This is a genomic window from Flavobacterium sp. PMTSA4 (genome assembly GCF_032098525.1).
GTDB classification, from domain to species: domain Bacteria; phylum Bacteroidota; class Bacteroidia; order Flavobacteriales; family Flavobacteriaceae; genus Flavobacterium; species Flavobacterium capsici.
In genome coordinates this window covers 2015192-2030212 of sequence record NZ_CP134890.1, presented here as the reverse complement: position 1 = coordinate 2030212, position 15021 = coordinate 2015192, and the positions used below count along the sequence as shown (strand labels likewise).

Annotated in this window: 13 protein-coding genes; 1 reads left to right on the top strand and 12 read right to left on the bottom strand. The window is 32.1% G+C overall.

Going from position 1 to position 15021, the window contains the following annotated elements:
* Window positions 1-55: 55 nt before the first annotated feature.
* From RN605_RS09310 to RN605_RS09255, 12 genes are all read right to left on the bottom strand, one after another.
* Complete coding sequence (locus RN605_RS09310; protein WP_313324384.1) at window positions 56-706, bottom strand: nucleotidyl transferase AbiEii/AbiGii toxin family protein; 651 nt, start codon at window positions 704-706, stop codon at window positions 56-58.
* Complete coding sequence (locus RN605_RS09305) at window positions 706-1302, bottom strand: helix-turn-helix transcriptional regulator (protein WP_313324383.1); 597 nt, start codon at window positions 1300-1302, stop codon at window positions 706-708. The genes RN605_RS09310 and RN605_RS09305 overlap by 1 nt, the downstream gene beginning before the upstream one ends.
* 259 nt (window positions 1303-1561) lie before the next feature.
* On the bottom strand, window positions 1562-3445 hold the full coding sequence (locus tag RN605_RS09300) for an Eco57I restriction-modification methylase domain-containing protein (protein WP_313324382.1): 1884 nt from the start codon (window positions 3443-3445) through the stop codon (window positions 1562-1564).
* A gap of 10 nt (window positions 3446-3455) precedes the next feature.
* Complete coding sequence (locus tag RN605_RS09295) at window positions 3456-4262, bottom strand: hypothetical protein (RefSeq protein WP_187657838.1); 807 nt, start codon at window positions 4260-4262, stop codon at window positions 3456-3458.
* Complete coding sequence (locus tag RN605_RS09290) at window positions 4262-5365, bottom strand: hypothetical protein (protein ID WP_313324381.1); 1104 nt, start codon at window positions 5363-5365, stop codon at window positions 4262-4264. The genes RN605_RS09295 and RN605_RS09290 overlap by 1 nt, the downstream gene beginning before the upstream one ends.
* Window positions 5355-7721, bottom strand: a complete 2367-nt coding sequence (locus tag RN605_RS09285; protein WP_313324380.1) for a sensor histidine kinase — start codon at window positions 7719-7721, stop codon at window positions 5355-5357. The genes RN605_RS09290 and RN605_RS09285 overlap by 11 nt, the downstream gene beginning before the upstream one ends.
* A 4-nt stretch (window positions 7722-7725) precedes the next feature.
* Window positions 7726-8763 (bottom strand): nucleotidyl transferase AbiEii/AbiGii toxin family protein, encoded by a 1038-nt coding sequence (locus RN605_RS09280; RefSeq protein WP_313356339.1) that lies wholly within the window; start codon window positions 8761-8763, stop codon window positions 7726-7728.
* Window positions 8753-9277 carry a hypothetical protein gene (locus RN605_RS09275; RefSeq protein WP_313324378.1) on the bottom strand — a complete coding sequence of 175 codons (525 nt, stop codon included), beginning with the start codon at window positions 9275-9277 and terminating at the stop codon, window positions 8753-8755. Before RN605_RS09275 ends, RN605_RS09280 begins: the two co-directional genes overlap by 11 nt.
* Before the next feature lie 245 nt (window positions 9278-9522).
* Entirely contained in the window at window positions 9523-9936 is a 414-nt protein-coding gene (locus RN605_RS09270) for a protein-export chaperone SecB (RefSeq protein WP_313324377.1), read from the bottom strand.
* A gap of 3 nt (window positions 9937-9939) precedes the next feature.
* Window positions 9940-10320: a hypothetical protein gene (locus RN605_RS09265; protein WP_313324376.1), complete on the bottom strand. Its 381-nt coding sequence runs from the start codon at window positions 10318-10320 to the stop codon at window positions 9940-9942.
* The gene (locus RN605_RS09260; RefSeq protein WP_313324375.1) at window positions 10317-10724 is read right to left on the bottom strand and encodes a HEPN domain-containing protein; all 408 of its coding nucleotides are present in this window, start codon (window positions 10722-10724) and stop codon (window positions 10317-10319) included. Before RN605_RS09260 ends, RN605_RS09265 begins: the two co-directional genes overlap by 4 nt.
* Before the next feature lie 338 nt (window positions 10725-11062).
* A complete protein-coding gene (locus RN605_RS09255) occupies window positions 11063-11293 on the bottom strand; it encodes a helix-turn-helix domain-containing protein (RefSeq protein WP_313324374.1) in 231 nt (76 codons plus the stop codon).
* Window positions 11294-11950: 657 nt separating this feature from the next.
* On the opposite strand from RN605_RS09255, the gene RN605_RS09250 reads away from it, so the two are divergent.
* Entirely contained in the window at window positions 11951-15016 is a 3066-nt protein-coding gene (locus RN605_RS09250; RefSeq protein WP_313324373.1) for a SusC/RagA family TonB-linked outer membrane protein, read from the top strand.
* Window positions 15017-15021 lie beyond the last annotated feature (5 nt).

Sequence of the window (15021 nt, the reverse complement as noted above, 5' to 3'; positions counted from 1 at the left end):
TTGCTACTATAGATGCGATTGTTGCTATGTAATTTTCTAAACTCATATTACAATATTACTTATTTTTAGTTATACTGGCTATTATCTCTTCAAAATCTTCTTTTATAAATTCCCAGTATTTTCCTCTGTAGCAAATGGGTGTTAAATCATCTTCGGCTTGTTCGAAATTGGTGAAATTTTGAAGAATTATATTTCTATCGTGCGTGTAGGGATATCTCTGGTTGTGCAATTCTATCATTTGGGTTATTGTATATGAATCAAGCAAGTCATGCAAGTCCCAAAAATCTTTTTTTCTGCCTACTCTTTGAATTACATCCAATTTCATAGCAATTATTTCTTCAATAGTAGCCACTCTGATTCCCTCTATTTCTAAATAGGGTTGAATAAAGGAGTCTGTATAGAATATGTCTAATTTTACCGTATTGTCTTTGTCCTCTCCTATGAAATATGCTTTGCCGATAGCTGGAGGCACGTTAAGCGAATCCACGTAATTAAAGTTTGCTTTTAAAAACGCTTCAATTTCTTCGAAGTTGATGGTTCCATACTCTGCATCTGAAAACAAATCTATATCAATGGATTCGCGATGTCCTATTTGGAGGCTTAAGGCGGTTCCGCCAACTAAACGAAAGTTTTTAAAAACATCGGCTTGCATTAGTATTGTCAAACTATTTTTTAGTAGCTCGTTAACCGTGTTGTAATGAAGCATTATGCAGGTTGTTTGGTTCTATAGATGGTGTAAGGTTTGCCTTTTGTAGCTTGTAACGCGGTAATTGTTTTTTTACTACCATAAAAGCGCTCGATTTCCTTTTTTTCTTCTTCGTTACCTCTTTCAAAAACTCTTCTGATAATGGCTTTGTATTGCTTTTGCCAGTTGATGGTTGCCGTATCGGTGTCCCAGAAAAGCGATTTTCTCAGTAATGCTAAATTAGGCGTGTTAAGTGTTTTCTTTTTTTCTTGTTCAATCTCAAAGTAGGTTTGTAATAAAGCTAAAGAGCCCTCTTCTAAATTGAGTTTGTCTTCGATTTTAAGTGCAAGCGCTGTGTTTAGGTTTCTACGTCCTTTGGTTATCGCATTAATGGTTTGTGGGTGTTCCCCGATTGCTAAGGCAAAAGGTCTTTGTGGTATTGCTTTTTTGGTCAATAGACGGTCTAAAACAATTCCTGGATGTATGCCTTTGTATTTTTTTAAATACGATTTCATAGTACAAATGTAAACAAATTTGTTTACATGAATGCAAAAATTTTGCCAAAGTTTAAAGGATGATTTAAAATGATTGCCTCCCATATAAATCCAATATTTCATAGACAGAATGGTTTTTGGGGGAAGGCATAAAAAAAACGTTGATTCGGGTTCAACGTTTAAGACCTTTTTAGATTCTATAGCCAAGGGCTAAGGACAGTATTGATATGCTTTATTTGTCAGACGATAGTCGATAGTAGCAGGAGTATTAAATATATTAGTTAACTGGAAGATCAAAAAGGGGTTTAATAGTTATTCAAAATTAGGAGACTTTGCGCAGCTGGATATTTTACTTAGATTATGTGTATAATTAAAAAAAACATTAGATTTCGATTTCATATTTCAATATTAGAAATTTATCAATTTCATTTATATCATTCAATTTTAATAATTGTTTTTTTTCATTCTCATTTAAATCACATATGCCAAAATTTTTGATGTAATTTTTAGCTACTGAAAAATAGTCCCCAGCATAAGGTTTACTTGTAGTTTCAATATAAAACCAAAATATTTTTGACATCAGTATTTTTTGTAAAATATGTAATTCTTCTATCGAATCAGAAAAAATTGCATAACCATTATAAAATAATAAATCTTGATTTTCTGTATAGACAAAACACGGTTCGCTTGTTATGTAAGGTAATAACAATTTATATCCAGATATTAATAATGCTTGATTACGACCAAAAGCATACCATTCTTCATATTTTCTTTTCCCTTTATCTCTTTTTGATAAAATCTCTTTTTGAGTATTTAAATATTTGTATGTATTAGAATATTTACTTTTTAAGGTTTTTTCATCAATAATTTTTAGTGTTTGTCTCTTTTCTTTGAAAAGATTAGTACCAAGGTTTTCTATTATGTATGGGAAAATTAATTTTTCAGTTTGATTTTCAATTTCTGAAGCTAATTTTAAAGTATTTGGTTTAATGGCATCTCTACAAATACTTTTTTCAATTCTATATTCAATTTTATCTTTTGACATAAAATAAAATTCATCATTTTGTCCAGTTGGTGTGAATACATATACATTATTTTTTAATGTTGCAAAACCATTACGGATTTCAAACTTATTACCTAATTTTTGACCAGTAGACTCTATTTTGGTTATTATTTTTTTTGTCTTTTTATCAATTAAAAACCAACCATCAAAATCATTCAGTTCAGAATAAGGAATACTTATAAAGTTTGATTTTTTAATTGAAAAAATATCTTTACTATTTGATTTTGTATATTTAACTGTCGTAGATTGAAGCTTAGAAATTAAACAGATACATGTATACGTAGATCTGTTTTTAAATAATTGTTCCCCTCTAAAGTCAATTATTGTAAAATCAAATTTATTTCTAGAAAAATAACTTCTAACAGATCTTCCATTCAAGCTTTTATAAAAAGTATTTACTGTAATATATCCCAGAATTCCGTCTTCTTTAAGGTTTTCAAGACCAATTTCAAAAAAAGGAATATACAAGTCTGATTTACCTGATTTAGACACATTCCAGTTCTTTAATAACTTTTTTGTCTCTGAATCAATTTTAGTAGCTCCTACATAAGGAGGATTACCGACTATAACATCAAAACCATTATTTTTTTTTATTTGTTCATCAATATTCCAATCATGGCTTAACGCATTCCCACAATATAAATTAAATTGAAATTCTTCACAATCCTCATTATTAATTATTGCTAATAAACAGAGTAAAATTTTTGTTCTGACAACACTATATTCTTGAATGTCTAATCCAAAAATATTGTCTTTGTAAATATTAAAATAAGTTTTATCAGTTTTAATCTTTAAACTTTCTGTAATGGTCTTAAAAAAACCACCACAACCACATGCGATATCTCCAAACTTCAGATTGTTACTATCTTTTTTACTTTGATTATTCAAAGTGTTTTCAACTATATACTTTCTTATATATTCTGGAGTAAACACAGCACCGTTTACCTCTTTATCTTTAGGAGAGATTACAAATTCAAAAAACTCTATTAATTCTTCAATATCAAAAACTTCCTTATTTAGAAGTTTTAAAAATTCATCTAATTGTTCAAGTTCTTCATCTTCATGTATTATATAGTTATTTATAAATACGTTATTTACTTTGTATATTTTATTTATACTTAAAAAAGAAGAAACTAAAAGACGGTTCACATCTTTAGTATCAGACGAATACTTTTCTAAATATTTGATTATGTTTTGATTCAACTTTTAACGTTTAGGAATTATATAATTGTGGACAGATCATTGTAGGACACCAAAAATTATTAATATTTATGTCCGCAGCTGAATAATTCCATTGACTTGCATGTGTATGTATATAAGGTTTTAAAAACAATTCTTGATATTCCTCTATTAAATTTATATATTCATTGTTTTCAGATTTTATTTTTCTCCAAGTTTTTGGAAAAAAATTAGAGAGCATAAAATCTATACCTAGAATAGCTTCCATCGGATAATGTCCTATTCTAGGACTATCAAAAACTAACAAACTCCCTGTTTCAAATAATTCTCCATTAGATGCTAGCTTTCTACCACCAAATTGAAAATGGTAAATTGGATGAGGGAATTCTGCTTCTTCATCTCCTTCTACTATAATATGCTTATCTAAATGATATGATGTAAGTAATTGGGAATTTCCTTCTTCACTAAACTTAGTTCCTTCAATAACTATATTAAATTCTAACCACTCAAATGGGTCTTGAAGACTGTATAAATTATTACTATTACCAACTATTTTAATATCAAGAATGAGTTTTAAATCTTTGCAATTATTTGGTAGTGTATGACGTGGTACACTATCAAAGTTAAAAATAAGACGTCCTAAATTATATCCCCAAAAGTTGCTATTTGATTCTTTATAGGGTACTTGAGGAATTAAATCTTTATTATTAAGTTCAGTTATTGCACTTTCAAAAGACCCTATTTCTGCTGTTGGAAAATATGTGTAAAGAACAGAAGTTAGCTTTCTCAAGTCAGAGGCTATTTTTCTTCTATACTTCATTGTGTTATTTGAAACTGCCATTATTTATAAACTTGTTTAATGTCTTCTAATCTTTCCTTTTCTGCTGGGTGTATAAATAGGCCAAGTTCTTTAGCATCTCTCTCAAGGATTGAATGTAAAGAAAGGTATCTTTTGTCTTGCCAGGGATGCATTAGATTGCCATCCAATAAAAAACCATCTTTTGGGTCTAATGGCAATTTATATGCTTGACATACAGTCCAAAACTTAGTACTAGTAGTTTTATGTATTTGTTGAGCTTTAACTAAATTGTCAAGCTTAAATTTTTCTTTCAATAAGTTAACTCTATCTAAAGCTGTTAATTGAATAAGAGGTTTAGGGAAATTTGAATTCCACCAATTTAATATATCATGTGACCACCATCTATTAAATGAATCTTTAAATATGCCAGAATATTTATAGTCATTTAAATTTTCAATTAAAGACAACCAGTCGCTTGATTCATTGAAATTGATTCCTAGTCTCGCTGCTAAAATGGTTTCATCAATTAAAACTCCTGATTTAGAAATTATTTCGTTAAAAATATATTGCGAAATTTCAGAAATAGATGTACCGTCTCCTAATAGAAATTTAGTAGTAAAAACTTTATTTGGAATTTCGCTATCAGCAGGCAATCCCAATAAAGTATTAAAATTTGTTTTATTTTCTTGAATAGCTTTATATGCGTGTGTTATAGAGGTAATCAATAATTCATATTCTTTTCCTTTTTGCGCAATGCTAGTCTTATAAAAAGTATAGTCAAATAAATCATGGCTTGAAGTATCTGAATCGTAATATTTTTTTAAATTATTAGTACTAGATATCAAGAAAATTGGAAATTCATTTTCAAAACCATTTTCTGCGAAACATTTAGTTCTAATTCCTGTTGCGAGACTTGGTGCTGTATATGTTGCTGTTCTATCTCCTTGTTGATTACCATCAAGTTTTAAATCAAGAATCAATGCATCAATGTCTTTTTGTTCAGCAATTAATTCATTAATTAACTCTTCAAATTTTGTTGGCAGTTTTATAGCTATCTCTATTAAATTCTGACTTGACAAGCCATCAGCAAAAGCTTGACTGTTTTGAGATGTTTCATCATCGATGTATAATACTTTATATTTCATATTCTTCAATTTCTTCTTTTGTTGCAATTGGAATTATTATTCTAAAATTGGTTTTAAATCCATCTGGTGCATTTTCTAATGAAATTTCACCATTATAACTTTCAATAATATCTTTAACAATTTTAAGACCTAGACCTGTACCAGTTAAATCATCAGTAGATGAAGATTTATGTCCTTTTGGGCTAGATGTTGTGAAAAAAGCATTAAAAATTTTATCTCTATTTTCTAATGGAATACCATCTCCATTATCTATAAATTCAACAAAAATATTATCATTCTCTTTTCCAGCTTTTATTAATATCTTACCATTTGATATATTAGCTCGTTTAATTGCTTTTTTGGAATTACTATATAAATTAAATAATATTGAAGCCCATTCAGATGTATGCATTTTGCAAGTAAACAATTCATACCCATTAATATCAAGTTCTAAATTAATATTACATCTTTCTGTATCTGGACTAATAGTTTTTGCAAATGGTTTTATTACATCTCTAACTTCAATAGGTCTTAGCTCTTGATTTACATTTTGAGAAATTGTTTCATCAAAATATGAAGTATAGACCTGAAAAGAATCAAAAGTATTTTTTAATCGACTTGCTCTTTTATACTCTTCTTTAGATTTATCGATATTATCTAAAATATATTTTATATCAATATCAAAAGCACCTAAGTAATTTGTTATTTCATGTGTAAATTCGCCTATAATTAAACCAAGGCCAGCTAGAACTCTAATCATATTAAGTTCATCAATACTTTCAATTGCATCTCTTAATTGCTGAGCCTTCTTTCTAAAATCCTCAGCTCTCTCTTTTGATTTAGGTTCTTCATTTTCATTTTTCCCATTTTTTTCATTTTCATCTCCGGAATTAAAATTATTATCATTGTTTTTGCTTGATTCTTCTGAAGAGTTATCTGTGTCAATAGCTTCTAATTCATCTGCTATTTTATCTAATTCATCTGCAGTATTTAAAATGGTATCTTTAGGGTTTCTTGAATATTTAGAGTCCCAATTTTTTTGACCTGTAGTAACTTTAATACCTCTGATTGATGCAATTCTAGTAACTGCTGCACCGATAACTTTATAAGCAAAAGTTATAAGTTCTTCGTATGCTTCATTATTAAAAAGCCCTTCTCTACTTGACAGCTCTTCAAAATTTTGGTTTTGACCTCCAATTTCAACAAATCCAAAAAAGTTATTATTCCCATGTACAGCAAGTATTTTTCTTTTTCTAACAGATTCGTCTAAACCTAGCCAGTCATTTTGAGGTTCTCCATATGGCAAGACTCTAAAACCATTTCTGTATAGCCTAATTCCGCCATATTCTTCAGAAATACTTCTAATATAGCTTTCGCTTTGTTTTGGAATGAGTCCAGAATTAAAAATATAATAATAGGCCTTTAATTTAACGTCTTTTAAAAACTCAAACTTTACATTTGGTATTTTATCATCTTTACTAAAGTATTGATGATTTTTTGTATTGGCGTTTGGAATTTGACTGTTTTTAATATCCCAATATGCATTGCCATTTTCATCAACGTGACCTTCAATTTCTGCAACTGCATGTTTAAAAAACATTGATTCTTGATTCGCAATAGGAAAATTATCTTTTAAACAAGTAATTTGAAAACCAGGATCTTTTGTTACATTACTTTCATCAGACTTTATTTCTACTAACGGAAATGGTTGAAGAATATCAATTGCATATCGATATACTCTTTTAATCATCCCATCTGTCCACCATTCACGTAATTGTTCAATTATAAGAGTTGTTCCTTTAATTTTTGTTTTTGGAATTTCTTCTATTTTATTGGTAATAAATATTAAGTCATCATCCTTTTTATAATTGTCCCAATTAATATGGAGTCTGAGAGCAAATTCTGATTCCTCAGTTTGTGTAATTATTGTTAGTTTATTTCCTAGTCTTTGCGTAGAAAATCTTCCAATCCCTTTTTTTCCAGCTCTTTTTCTTTTGTAATTTGGCGATACAGGCTCGTGTATTTTTGATGTAGAGGAAATTTTCATAAAACCATTAATTAATTCATTTCTGGTCATTCCATTTCCATCATCGTCTAATACAAGTGTTCCACCAATGCGATCAACTTTTACAAAATTAATTGAAGCGGATTTGGCATCAGCATCATATGAATTTTTGATTAACTCTGAAACTGCAGTTTCATGTCTTGCAACTAATTCTGTTCCTAATCTATCTATGACACTAGCATCAACAGTAAATCGTACATTGTCACTATCAAAACTGGCTAATTTTGAAGATAACTCCATTATCCGACTGTAATTAGTTGGGTCATCAACTAAAATGTTTGATAATTCCTCTCTTATATTTTTTTCGTCCATGATTTTATGGTTTTATTACCTTTTTTCTTAACTGATATAATGACTCTAAAATTTGTTGTTTACGAATAATCGATTCTTCTTGAGATAAAACATTATAACCTTCATATTTGTGAATAAATTCAATGTTTTCATTGATCACTTTAAGTAATAATTTAATTTCATCTTCTGTAAAAACATTTAAGCTTAATTTCTTATTATTAAGTTTTTCGAGTACTTTTAACAAAGGGTCATCCCCTGAGAAGCTTCCTTCTCTTGCTCTAAAATATTTAATAGCATCTTTTAAACTTACCACCTCTTCATCTGAAAAAGATAGAATATTTTTTTCAGAATCAATCAAATTATTGTTGTTGTTGCTATCAGTTATCCTTTCTATTTTTACCATCAACATTTTGAATCGTTCTTCTCTGATTAATGGATGGATGTGCATTGCCAGAATTTCATCCGCCTGTGGATGGTTTTTGATTGCGGTTAATTCGTCTTTTATGTATTGGCGGACATCTTCATCTGCGGCTAAGATTTCTTCTACTATTGTTGTTCTGTTGTCTAGCAGGTAGATGATGTCTTCATAATCATGACTGCCGTAGAAATCATTTTGTCCTCTGTCTTTAAAAGCTTCGAGCTTGGTTGCCAAAAAATAGGGTGAAGGCAGCATGTTAATGGCTGTTCCGTCCTCTAGTTGTGTTTGTTGGAGGTATTTAAACCCTGGTTTATACCATTTGTTGGAAACTCCTATACTGCTATCCTCAGCGGGCATGATATCAATTGCAATGCCTTTGTATTTGTATGAACATATAGCGTGTCCTTCTGGATCGGGATAAAACTCTAATTCGGCTAGTCGCTCTTGCATTTGTGCCCACTCGGCATAATTGGCTAAATTGATGGTCATGTCGATATCGGATGTTGGGCGAATTTCTTCAGCGGCTGCGTCATCGGTATAGAGACTGATTACTGCACCACCTACGAAGACCATTTTGTCTTTTAATTCTTGGAGGCCATGGGCCACCTGAGCCACAAGGGCTAGGTTTATGATTTTATTGTGCATGTAGGATTCTTTTTTGCAGTTCTTTTTTTGCAATTTCTTTTTCTCTTGCTCTTCCTACTCTTATAGCATCAACTAATGATAGTAGTTCATATAATTCTTTGTCTTGCAGTGAAGCTTCTACCACCGTATTGTATAGCGGTTCAATTGCTTGACCTCTTTCTGCACCTTTTGCATAAGGCCATACGTATTTTTCGTTTGAATTGATAATTTGATTTAATGGTTTTGCTGCATGTGCTGTTAGAATACCTCGTACCATTGCTCCGGGATGTTCTGGGAAAACATATGCCACCCCGTGAAGCAAGAATTCTACAAATGCTAATTTGTTTACTTTTTTTCTAGCTTCATCTATTAAGCCTGCGTATTTAGAGCGGTTTAGCGATTGACTCACTTCTGACTGACTTATTCCTAATTCGTTGGCAATAGTGTGATGGAACCACTCTTTTTCACCTAGAGCGATTATTTTTAGCAGGATTACAATGTCTTGTGGTTTAAGGATGTTTTTAGCCTGTATCATTTTTATATTTCATATTGCGATATGCAATATTAACAAATAAATGTTTAAAAAACAAGTGTTTTAGTTATTAATATCGCATATTGCGATATGCGATACGTGTTTATTGATGTTAAAAATTATTACTAAAACTTAACTTGGGATTTACGTATACTAATATACTTGATAAGATATTTAGTTTGTGGGAAAGCGGTTTAAGTTGCTCAAAGTCACATGACTTTGAGTTGTGAGATTTAAATTAAGATACTTTAATTAAGGATAATGGTATTTTTCTTTAAGTCTTCAGCTAAATTAGTTAAATTTAAAGTGGGAAGATTAATTGCCTTTAGTCCTGATAAGTTTGTCAAAGTGCCAATGTAAGCCCTGATATATGGGAAAAGTATTGCTGACGCATTTAAATAGAAAAAATTACTAATATCATCAATATCATCAACAGGTTCAAATTTAAAATTACCTAATGAATTTATTTCAATGTTAAGAGTGTTTTCAGAATTCTTAATTATTACTGATAGATTAAGATCAAAGGTTAAGTCATTTTTATTGACTGTTCCAGAGGTTTTGAAACCTATTTCAAGACCTGAATTTTCTGAAATCGTTTCATCTAACTCGATAATTGATTTCAAAATTTTATACCCTAAGAATTGGAATTGAGATAAAGCCATTATTTAAGCCGCAAGAGCATAATTATTTTCACCAAAATATTTTGGAGAAATATTAGTAAAATTAAAAAATTGTATATGAGTAGTTTGAATTATACAAACTTTACCTTTTCTTTCTCCAAGGTGTTCGATGTTGGGGTTTGAGATTTTATTTAGAGAGTCTTCTGAAATAAATATTATAGTTTCAGCAGGAAATAGTACTTCAAATTCATCTTCAATTTCAGTTTCAATAACGCGGTAACTGTCATTATTGTAAAAAAACAATGGTGTTATTTCAACTACGTGCGTATTTGTGCTTTCTCTATGCTCATATCTAATATTTGCTTTAGGGAAACGCTCAAACAACATCTTAAGCTTCTCTTCAATAAATTTATAAGGGTTTTTCATTTTTTTAATACTTTACCAATTTCTCTTATTATGTTTTGGCTATATTTTAAGGATTTTTCACCCTCTTCATCACCAATTTCTATATTAAAATAGTCAGATGATATTCTGAAGACTCTTAAATCTTTTAGTTGTCTTTTCAAATTCTTATGACTTTCAAAATCAACTAGCTTTCTATATTCAGTGAGGCATGAATCTATTATCCATCCATGGGTTCCACCGCCATAATTTTTGCACTCTTGCTCAATTTTATCAAATGTATCGCCTCTATATACTTTTAGTGTATGCTTTAAAAATTGTAAACAACCAAAGTATGAACAATGTACACTCGGAGCATAAATTGACTGTTTTATTAATTCTGCAGCAACTTGTAAATTAAGATTCGACTTTTCTTTTAAATAACTCACTAATATTGAGGGTGCAAAATTACAATAATATTTATAACTAATTTAAAAATATTCTTAAAAAGAATCTAATCCAAATATATCAAGATTTTGATTCAATGTCCAAAATTGATGCCAAAAAACGATGAATAGTAAATTTAAGCGATTAATTACAAATTTGCCTTATATCATAACTAAAAAAAATTATATAATTTACTTATAAAAAAATCAAGATTAATATTTAATTAAAATCGAATATGTTTTTTTGATAAATGTGAATAGGTCAACTTTATTATAGTTTGTTAAATTTCTTAAATATAGCTTTTTTTCAAGTATAAAAGTGTTAGATAGTACATTTAAATTTATAAATTGATTAATTTAAAAAACTCTACAAGCTTTAAATTTCTTGCTTCACAAATTCTATGAAGTGTTTCTACAGGAATTCTATAGTTTTTAGTTCCTTTAATTTTTCTAATAGTACTTTCTTCTACATTATGTGCGTTAGCAAAGGAAGTCTGAGATTTACCTTCGTTGATCCATGGTTTTAACCATTCTTTAGTTATATAACCGCATATTTTGCTATTTACCTCCATAGTAATAACAAAGAAAAAGTTTAGGTATTAAAAAATCACGGTCGTTCGAGCGTAATTAAAATTAATTGTGTATATTGCGGTCGTTTAATTAAATTTGCGATTCTTCAAATAGAACCTATTAGAAGCATTCGCTTTGAATCTCGCGTTAGAAAACTGGTACTTTTTGCAACGAGATGATAAGTTAAGATGCTCACGCTTACTGGCGTGGGCTCACTTATTGTTGCAACGGTATACCAGTACCTCTAACGCAATAAGCTGAGTTCCGCGCCTTTTTTTGTGCCGTGTACTGGCTTGGGTGATTCATTAATTTTTTAGGGATAAGGGAAAAGGGAAAAGGGATTAGCTCCGCTCCGTTCGGCTTTGCCTCGGGTAGGGAAAAGTTTTCTTTTTTCATTTTTTATTTGGTTTTGTTAGTGAAGCCTGCGTGAGTGGTATTGGTTGATTTAAGTTGGGTTAGTTGCTTTGCCTTCCGCAGGTTTTTTTAAGAATAGAAAATAGAGCATAGAATATAGATTTTAGTATTAATCAAAAAAAGATAGGCCTATGGTATAAACATGACGAATTATTATATAAAAAAAGGCCCTCTGACTCTTCTTGGCGGTTGAACAGAGGACCAATGACAAACAAAACTAATGTTTCATTTAACTAACCAAAATTATGAATAAAAATTCAATTGGCAAGAAGTGGTGTTGCTATCTCATGGCACTAAGTTTATATAGCCCTTTTTGTTTTTCAAACCCTCATTCGTATGAAACGAATCCTGAGTTAAAAGGAAGTAGGGATAAGGGAAAAGGAGTTTGTGTTTTTACAGCACAACAACAACAACAACAAATTACAGGAACGGTTACTGACCAAAACGGCATGGTGATGCCTGGTGTAACTGTTGTTGTTCCGGGAACAACGAATAGTACGATTACTGATGCTAATGGGCAATTTAGCATCACGGCGGAGGAAGGAGCGGTGCTGGTTTTTAGCTTTATGGGCTATAAGGATGTGACGGTTACTGTAACGGGTAGCAGGATTGTTAACGTTACTCTGCAGGAGGATGCTACTGCTTTGCAAGAGGTGACTGTTAACGCTGGGTATTATACTGTAAAAGACAAGGAACGCACGGGTAGTATAGCTAAAATTACGAGTAAGGATATTGAGAAGCAGCCGGTGAGTAATGTGTTGGCGGCGATGCAAGGACGGATGGCGGGAGTTGATATTATACAGGATGGCGGTACGGCGGGTGGCGGATTTCAGATTAAGATTAGAGGTGTGAACAGTTTGCGTGCTGATGGGAATTCGCCGTTGTATATTATCGATGGTGTTCCTTATTCGTCTGAAACCATTGGCTATAGCCAAACTACAACTGGGATGGCCACTCCAACAAGTCCCTTAAACAGTATTAATCCTAGTGATATTGAGAGTATAGAGGTGCTTAAAGATGCTGATGCGACGGCTATTTATGGGAGCCGAGGTGCTAACGGTGTTGTATTAATAACCACAAAAAAGGGTAAAGCAGGAAAGACGAAGTTCAGTCTCAATTCGTTGACAGGTGTAGGGAAGGTTGCAAGGTTTCTTGAACTTATGAATACCGAGCAATATTTGGCTATGCGACGACAAGCTTATGTAAATGATGGAATTGCGAATTACCCAGCCAATGCCTATGATGTAAATGGAACTTGGGATCAATCAAGATATACAGATTGGCAAAAGGAACTGATTGGTGGGACTGCCGAAATAACCGATATACAATTTGGTGTATCAGGAGGTTCGGCACAAATGCAATACCTTTTGAGCGGTAGCCGCAGAAAGGAAACTACCGTAATACCTGGTGATTTTGATTATAACAGGACGGCAGTGCATTTTAATATGAATCATACTAGTGACGATTCAAAATTTAAAGTTTCGTTTTCGGGAGGATACACTTTACAAGATAATAAACAGCCTGCAACTGACCTGACGAAACTGTCGCGTACGCTTGCACCAAATGCTCCTGCGTTATATGATGTGAATGGTGATTTGAACTGGGAAAATAACACTTTTCAGAATCCGTTAGCATCTTTAAACTCATTCAGCACAGTAGACACCAAAGATTTGTTTACAAATGCAATATTGACTTATAGTGTTTTGCCTAATCTTGAAATTAAAACCAACTTTGGATATACAAATGTAAAGAATCACGAACAACGGTTGATTCCTTCAACGGTTTCTAACCCTGCACAAAACATAACGAGCGCCAATTCGCAGATGTATGATAATTTTACTGAGAGGAACTCGGTGCTTTTTGAACCACAGCTTAATTGGAAAAAGAAGTTTGCGAAAAGCACGCTGGATGTTTTAGTAGGTGGTACGGCACAAAAACAGATTACAGAGAGAATGTATGCGCAAGCAGGGGGGGTTGCGAGTAATGCGCTTATTACCAATCTAGCGTCTGCCAGTATCAAACTGATACTTGCCAGCGATATCACTGAATATAAGTATCAGGCGTTCTTTGGCCGTATTAATTATAATTATAAGGAAAAATACATTCTTAACGCCACAGGAAGGCGAGACGGATCGAGTCGTTTTGGTCCAGGTAAACAGTTTGCCACTTTTGGTGCTCTTGGAGCTGCCTGGATTTTTAGCAATGAAAATATATTAAAGCAAAGTAAAATACTAAGTTTTGGAAAGCTTCGAATGAGTTATGGTGCTACTGGAAACGATCAGATTGGGGATTACCAATTTTTGAACACCTATAGCACAACATCTTTGAATTACCAGGGGATAGTAGGTCTTGAGCCTACAAGATTGTATAATCCAGATTATGGATGGGAAAGCAGTACCAAAATAGAAGCTGCCCTTGAAGCTGGGTTTTTGAATGACCGCATTTTCCTGACGGGAGCTTGGTATAGAAACCGTTCCTCAAACCAGTTGGTTGGGATTCCACTTCCAGGCACTACGGGTTTTACTACTTTGAATGCCAATTTAGCTGCTACGGTTGAGAACAAAGGAATTGAAGTGACATTAAGAACAGTTAACTTTAGTATGAAAGACTTTAAATGGACAACTAATTTTAATATTTCGGCAGCCCGAAATAAACTCGTGGCATTTCCCGGATTGTCAGGATCTACTTTTGCCAATACTTACGTTGTTGGCGAACCAACTAGCATTATAAAGGTGTATGAATTTACAGGAGTCAATCCTCAAACTGGTTTGTATGAAGTGGCTGATTTAAACGGCGATGGGATAATCAATGCAATTGGAGACAGGCAAAAGACTATGGACCTTACGCCGAAGTATTTTGGTGGTTTTCAAAACCAATTCCAATACAGAGACTGGCAGCTTGACTTCTTATTTCAGTTTGTAAAACAGCAAGTAAGTAATTATACTCCAAATGTATCAGCAGGGTATAACGTAAATCAAAGTACCACTATGCTTAATGCTTGGCAACAGATTGGTGATAGTGCGCCCTATCAGATGTATACGACTGGAGCAAACAGTGCTGCAGCAACAGCTTTTAGCCGATATGCTAGTAGTGATGCTATGATTGTAGATGGTTCTTATATACGCTTAAAGAACATTGCGTTAATTTATGCTTTGCCTTTGGGGTTAAAGGGAATAAACTGTAAACTTTCACTACAAGGGCAAAATGTTTTAACATTTACACACTACAAAGGCGGTGATCCTGAGTTTAGATATACTAATTACTTGCCTCCCTTACGGGTTTTTACTGCTGGTATTCAACTTAATTTTTAATCTTA

Bases quoted from the DNA above. Each gene is read 5' to 3' on its own strand.
- RN605_RS09275 (WP_313324378.1), bottom strand. From the start codon at position 9,277: ATGATACAGGCTAAAAACATCCTTAAACCACAAGACATTGTAATCCTG.
- RN605_RS09270 (WP_313324377.1), bottom strand. From the start codon at position 9,936: ATGGCTTTATCTCAATTCCAATTCTTAGGGTATAAAATTTTGAAATCA.
- RN605_RS09305 (WP_313324383.1), bottom strand. From the start codon at position 1,302: ATGAAATATTGGATTTATATGGGAGGCAATCATTTTAAATCATCCTTT.
- RN605_RS09280 (WP_313356339.1), bottom strand. From the start codon at position 8,763: ATGCACAATAAAATCATAAACCTAGCCCTTGTGGCTCAGGTGGCCCAT.
- RN605_RS09285 (WP_313324380.1), bottom strand. From the start codon at position 7,721: ATGGACGAAAAAAATATAAGAGAGGAATTATCAAACATTTTAGTTGAT.
- RN605_RS09265 (WP_313324376.1), bottom strand. From the start codon at position 10,320: ATGAAAAACCCTTATAAATTTATTGAAGAGAAGCTTAAGATGTTGTTT.
- RN605_RS09250 (WP_313324373.1), top strand. From the start codon at position 11,951: ATGAATAAAAATTCAATTGGCAAGAAGTGGTGTTGCTATCTCATGGCA.
- RN605_RS09255 (WP_313324374.1), bottom strand. From the start codon at position 11,293: ATGGAGGTAAATAGCAAAATATGCGGTTATATAACTAAAGAATGGTTA.
- RN605_RS09310 (WP_313324384.1), bottom strand. From the start codon at position 706: ATGCTTCATTACAACACGGTTAACGAGCTACTAAAAAATAGTTTGACA.
- RN605_RS09290 (WP_313324381.1), bottom strand. From the start codon at position 5,365: ATGAAATATAAAGTATTATACATCGATGATGAAACATCTCAAAACAGT.
- RN605_RS09295 (WP_187657838.1), bottom strand. From the start codon at position 4,262: ATGGCAGTTTCAAATAACACAATGAAGTATAGAAGAAAAATAGCCTCT.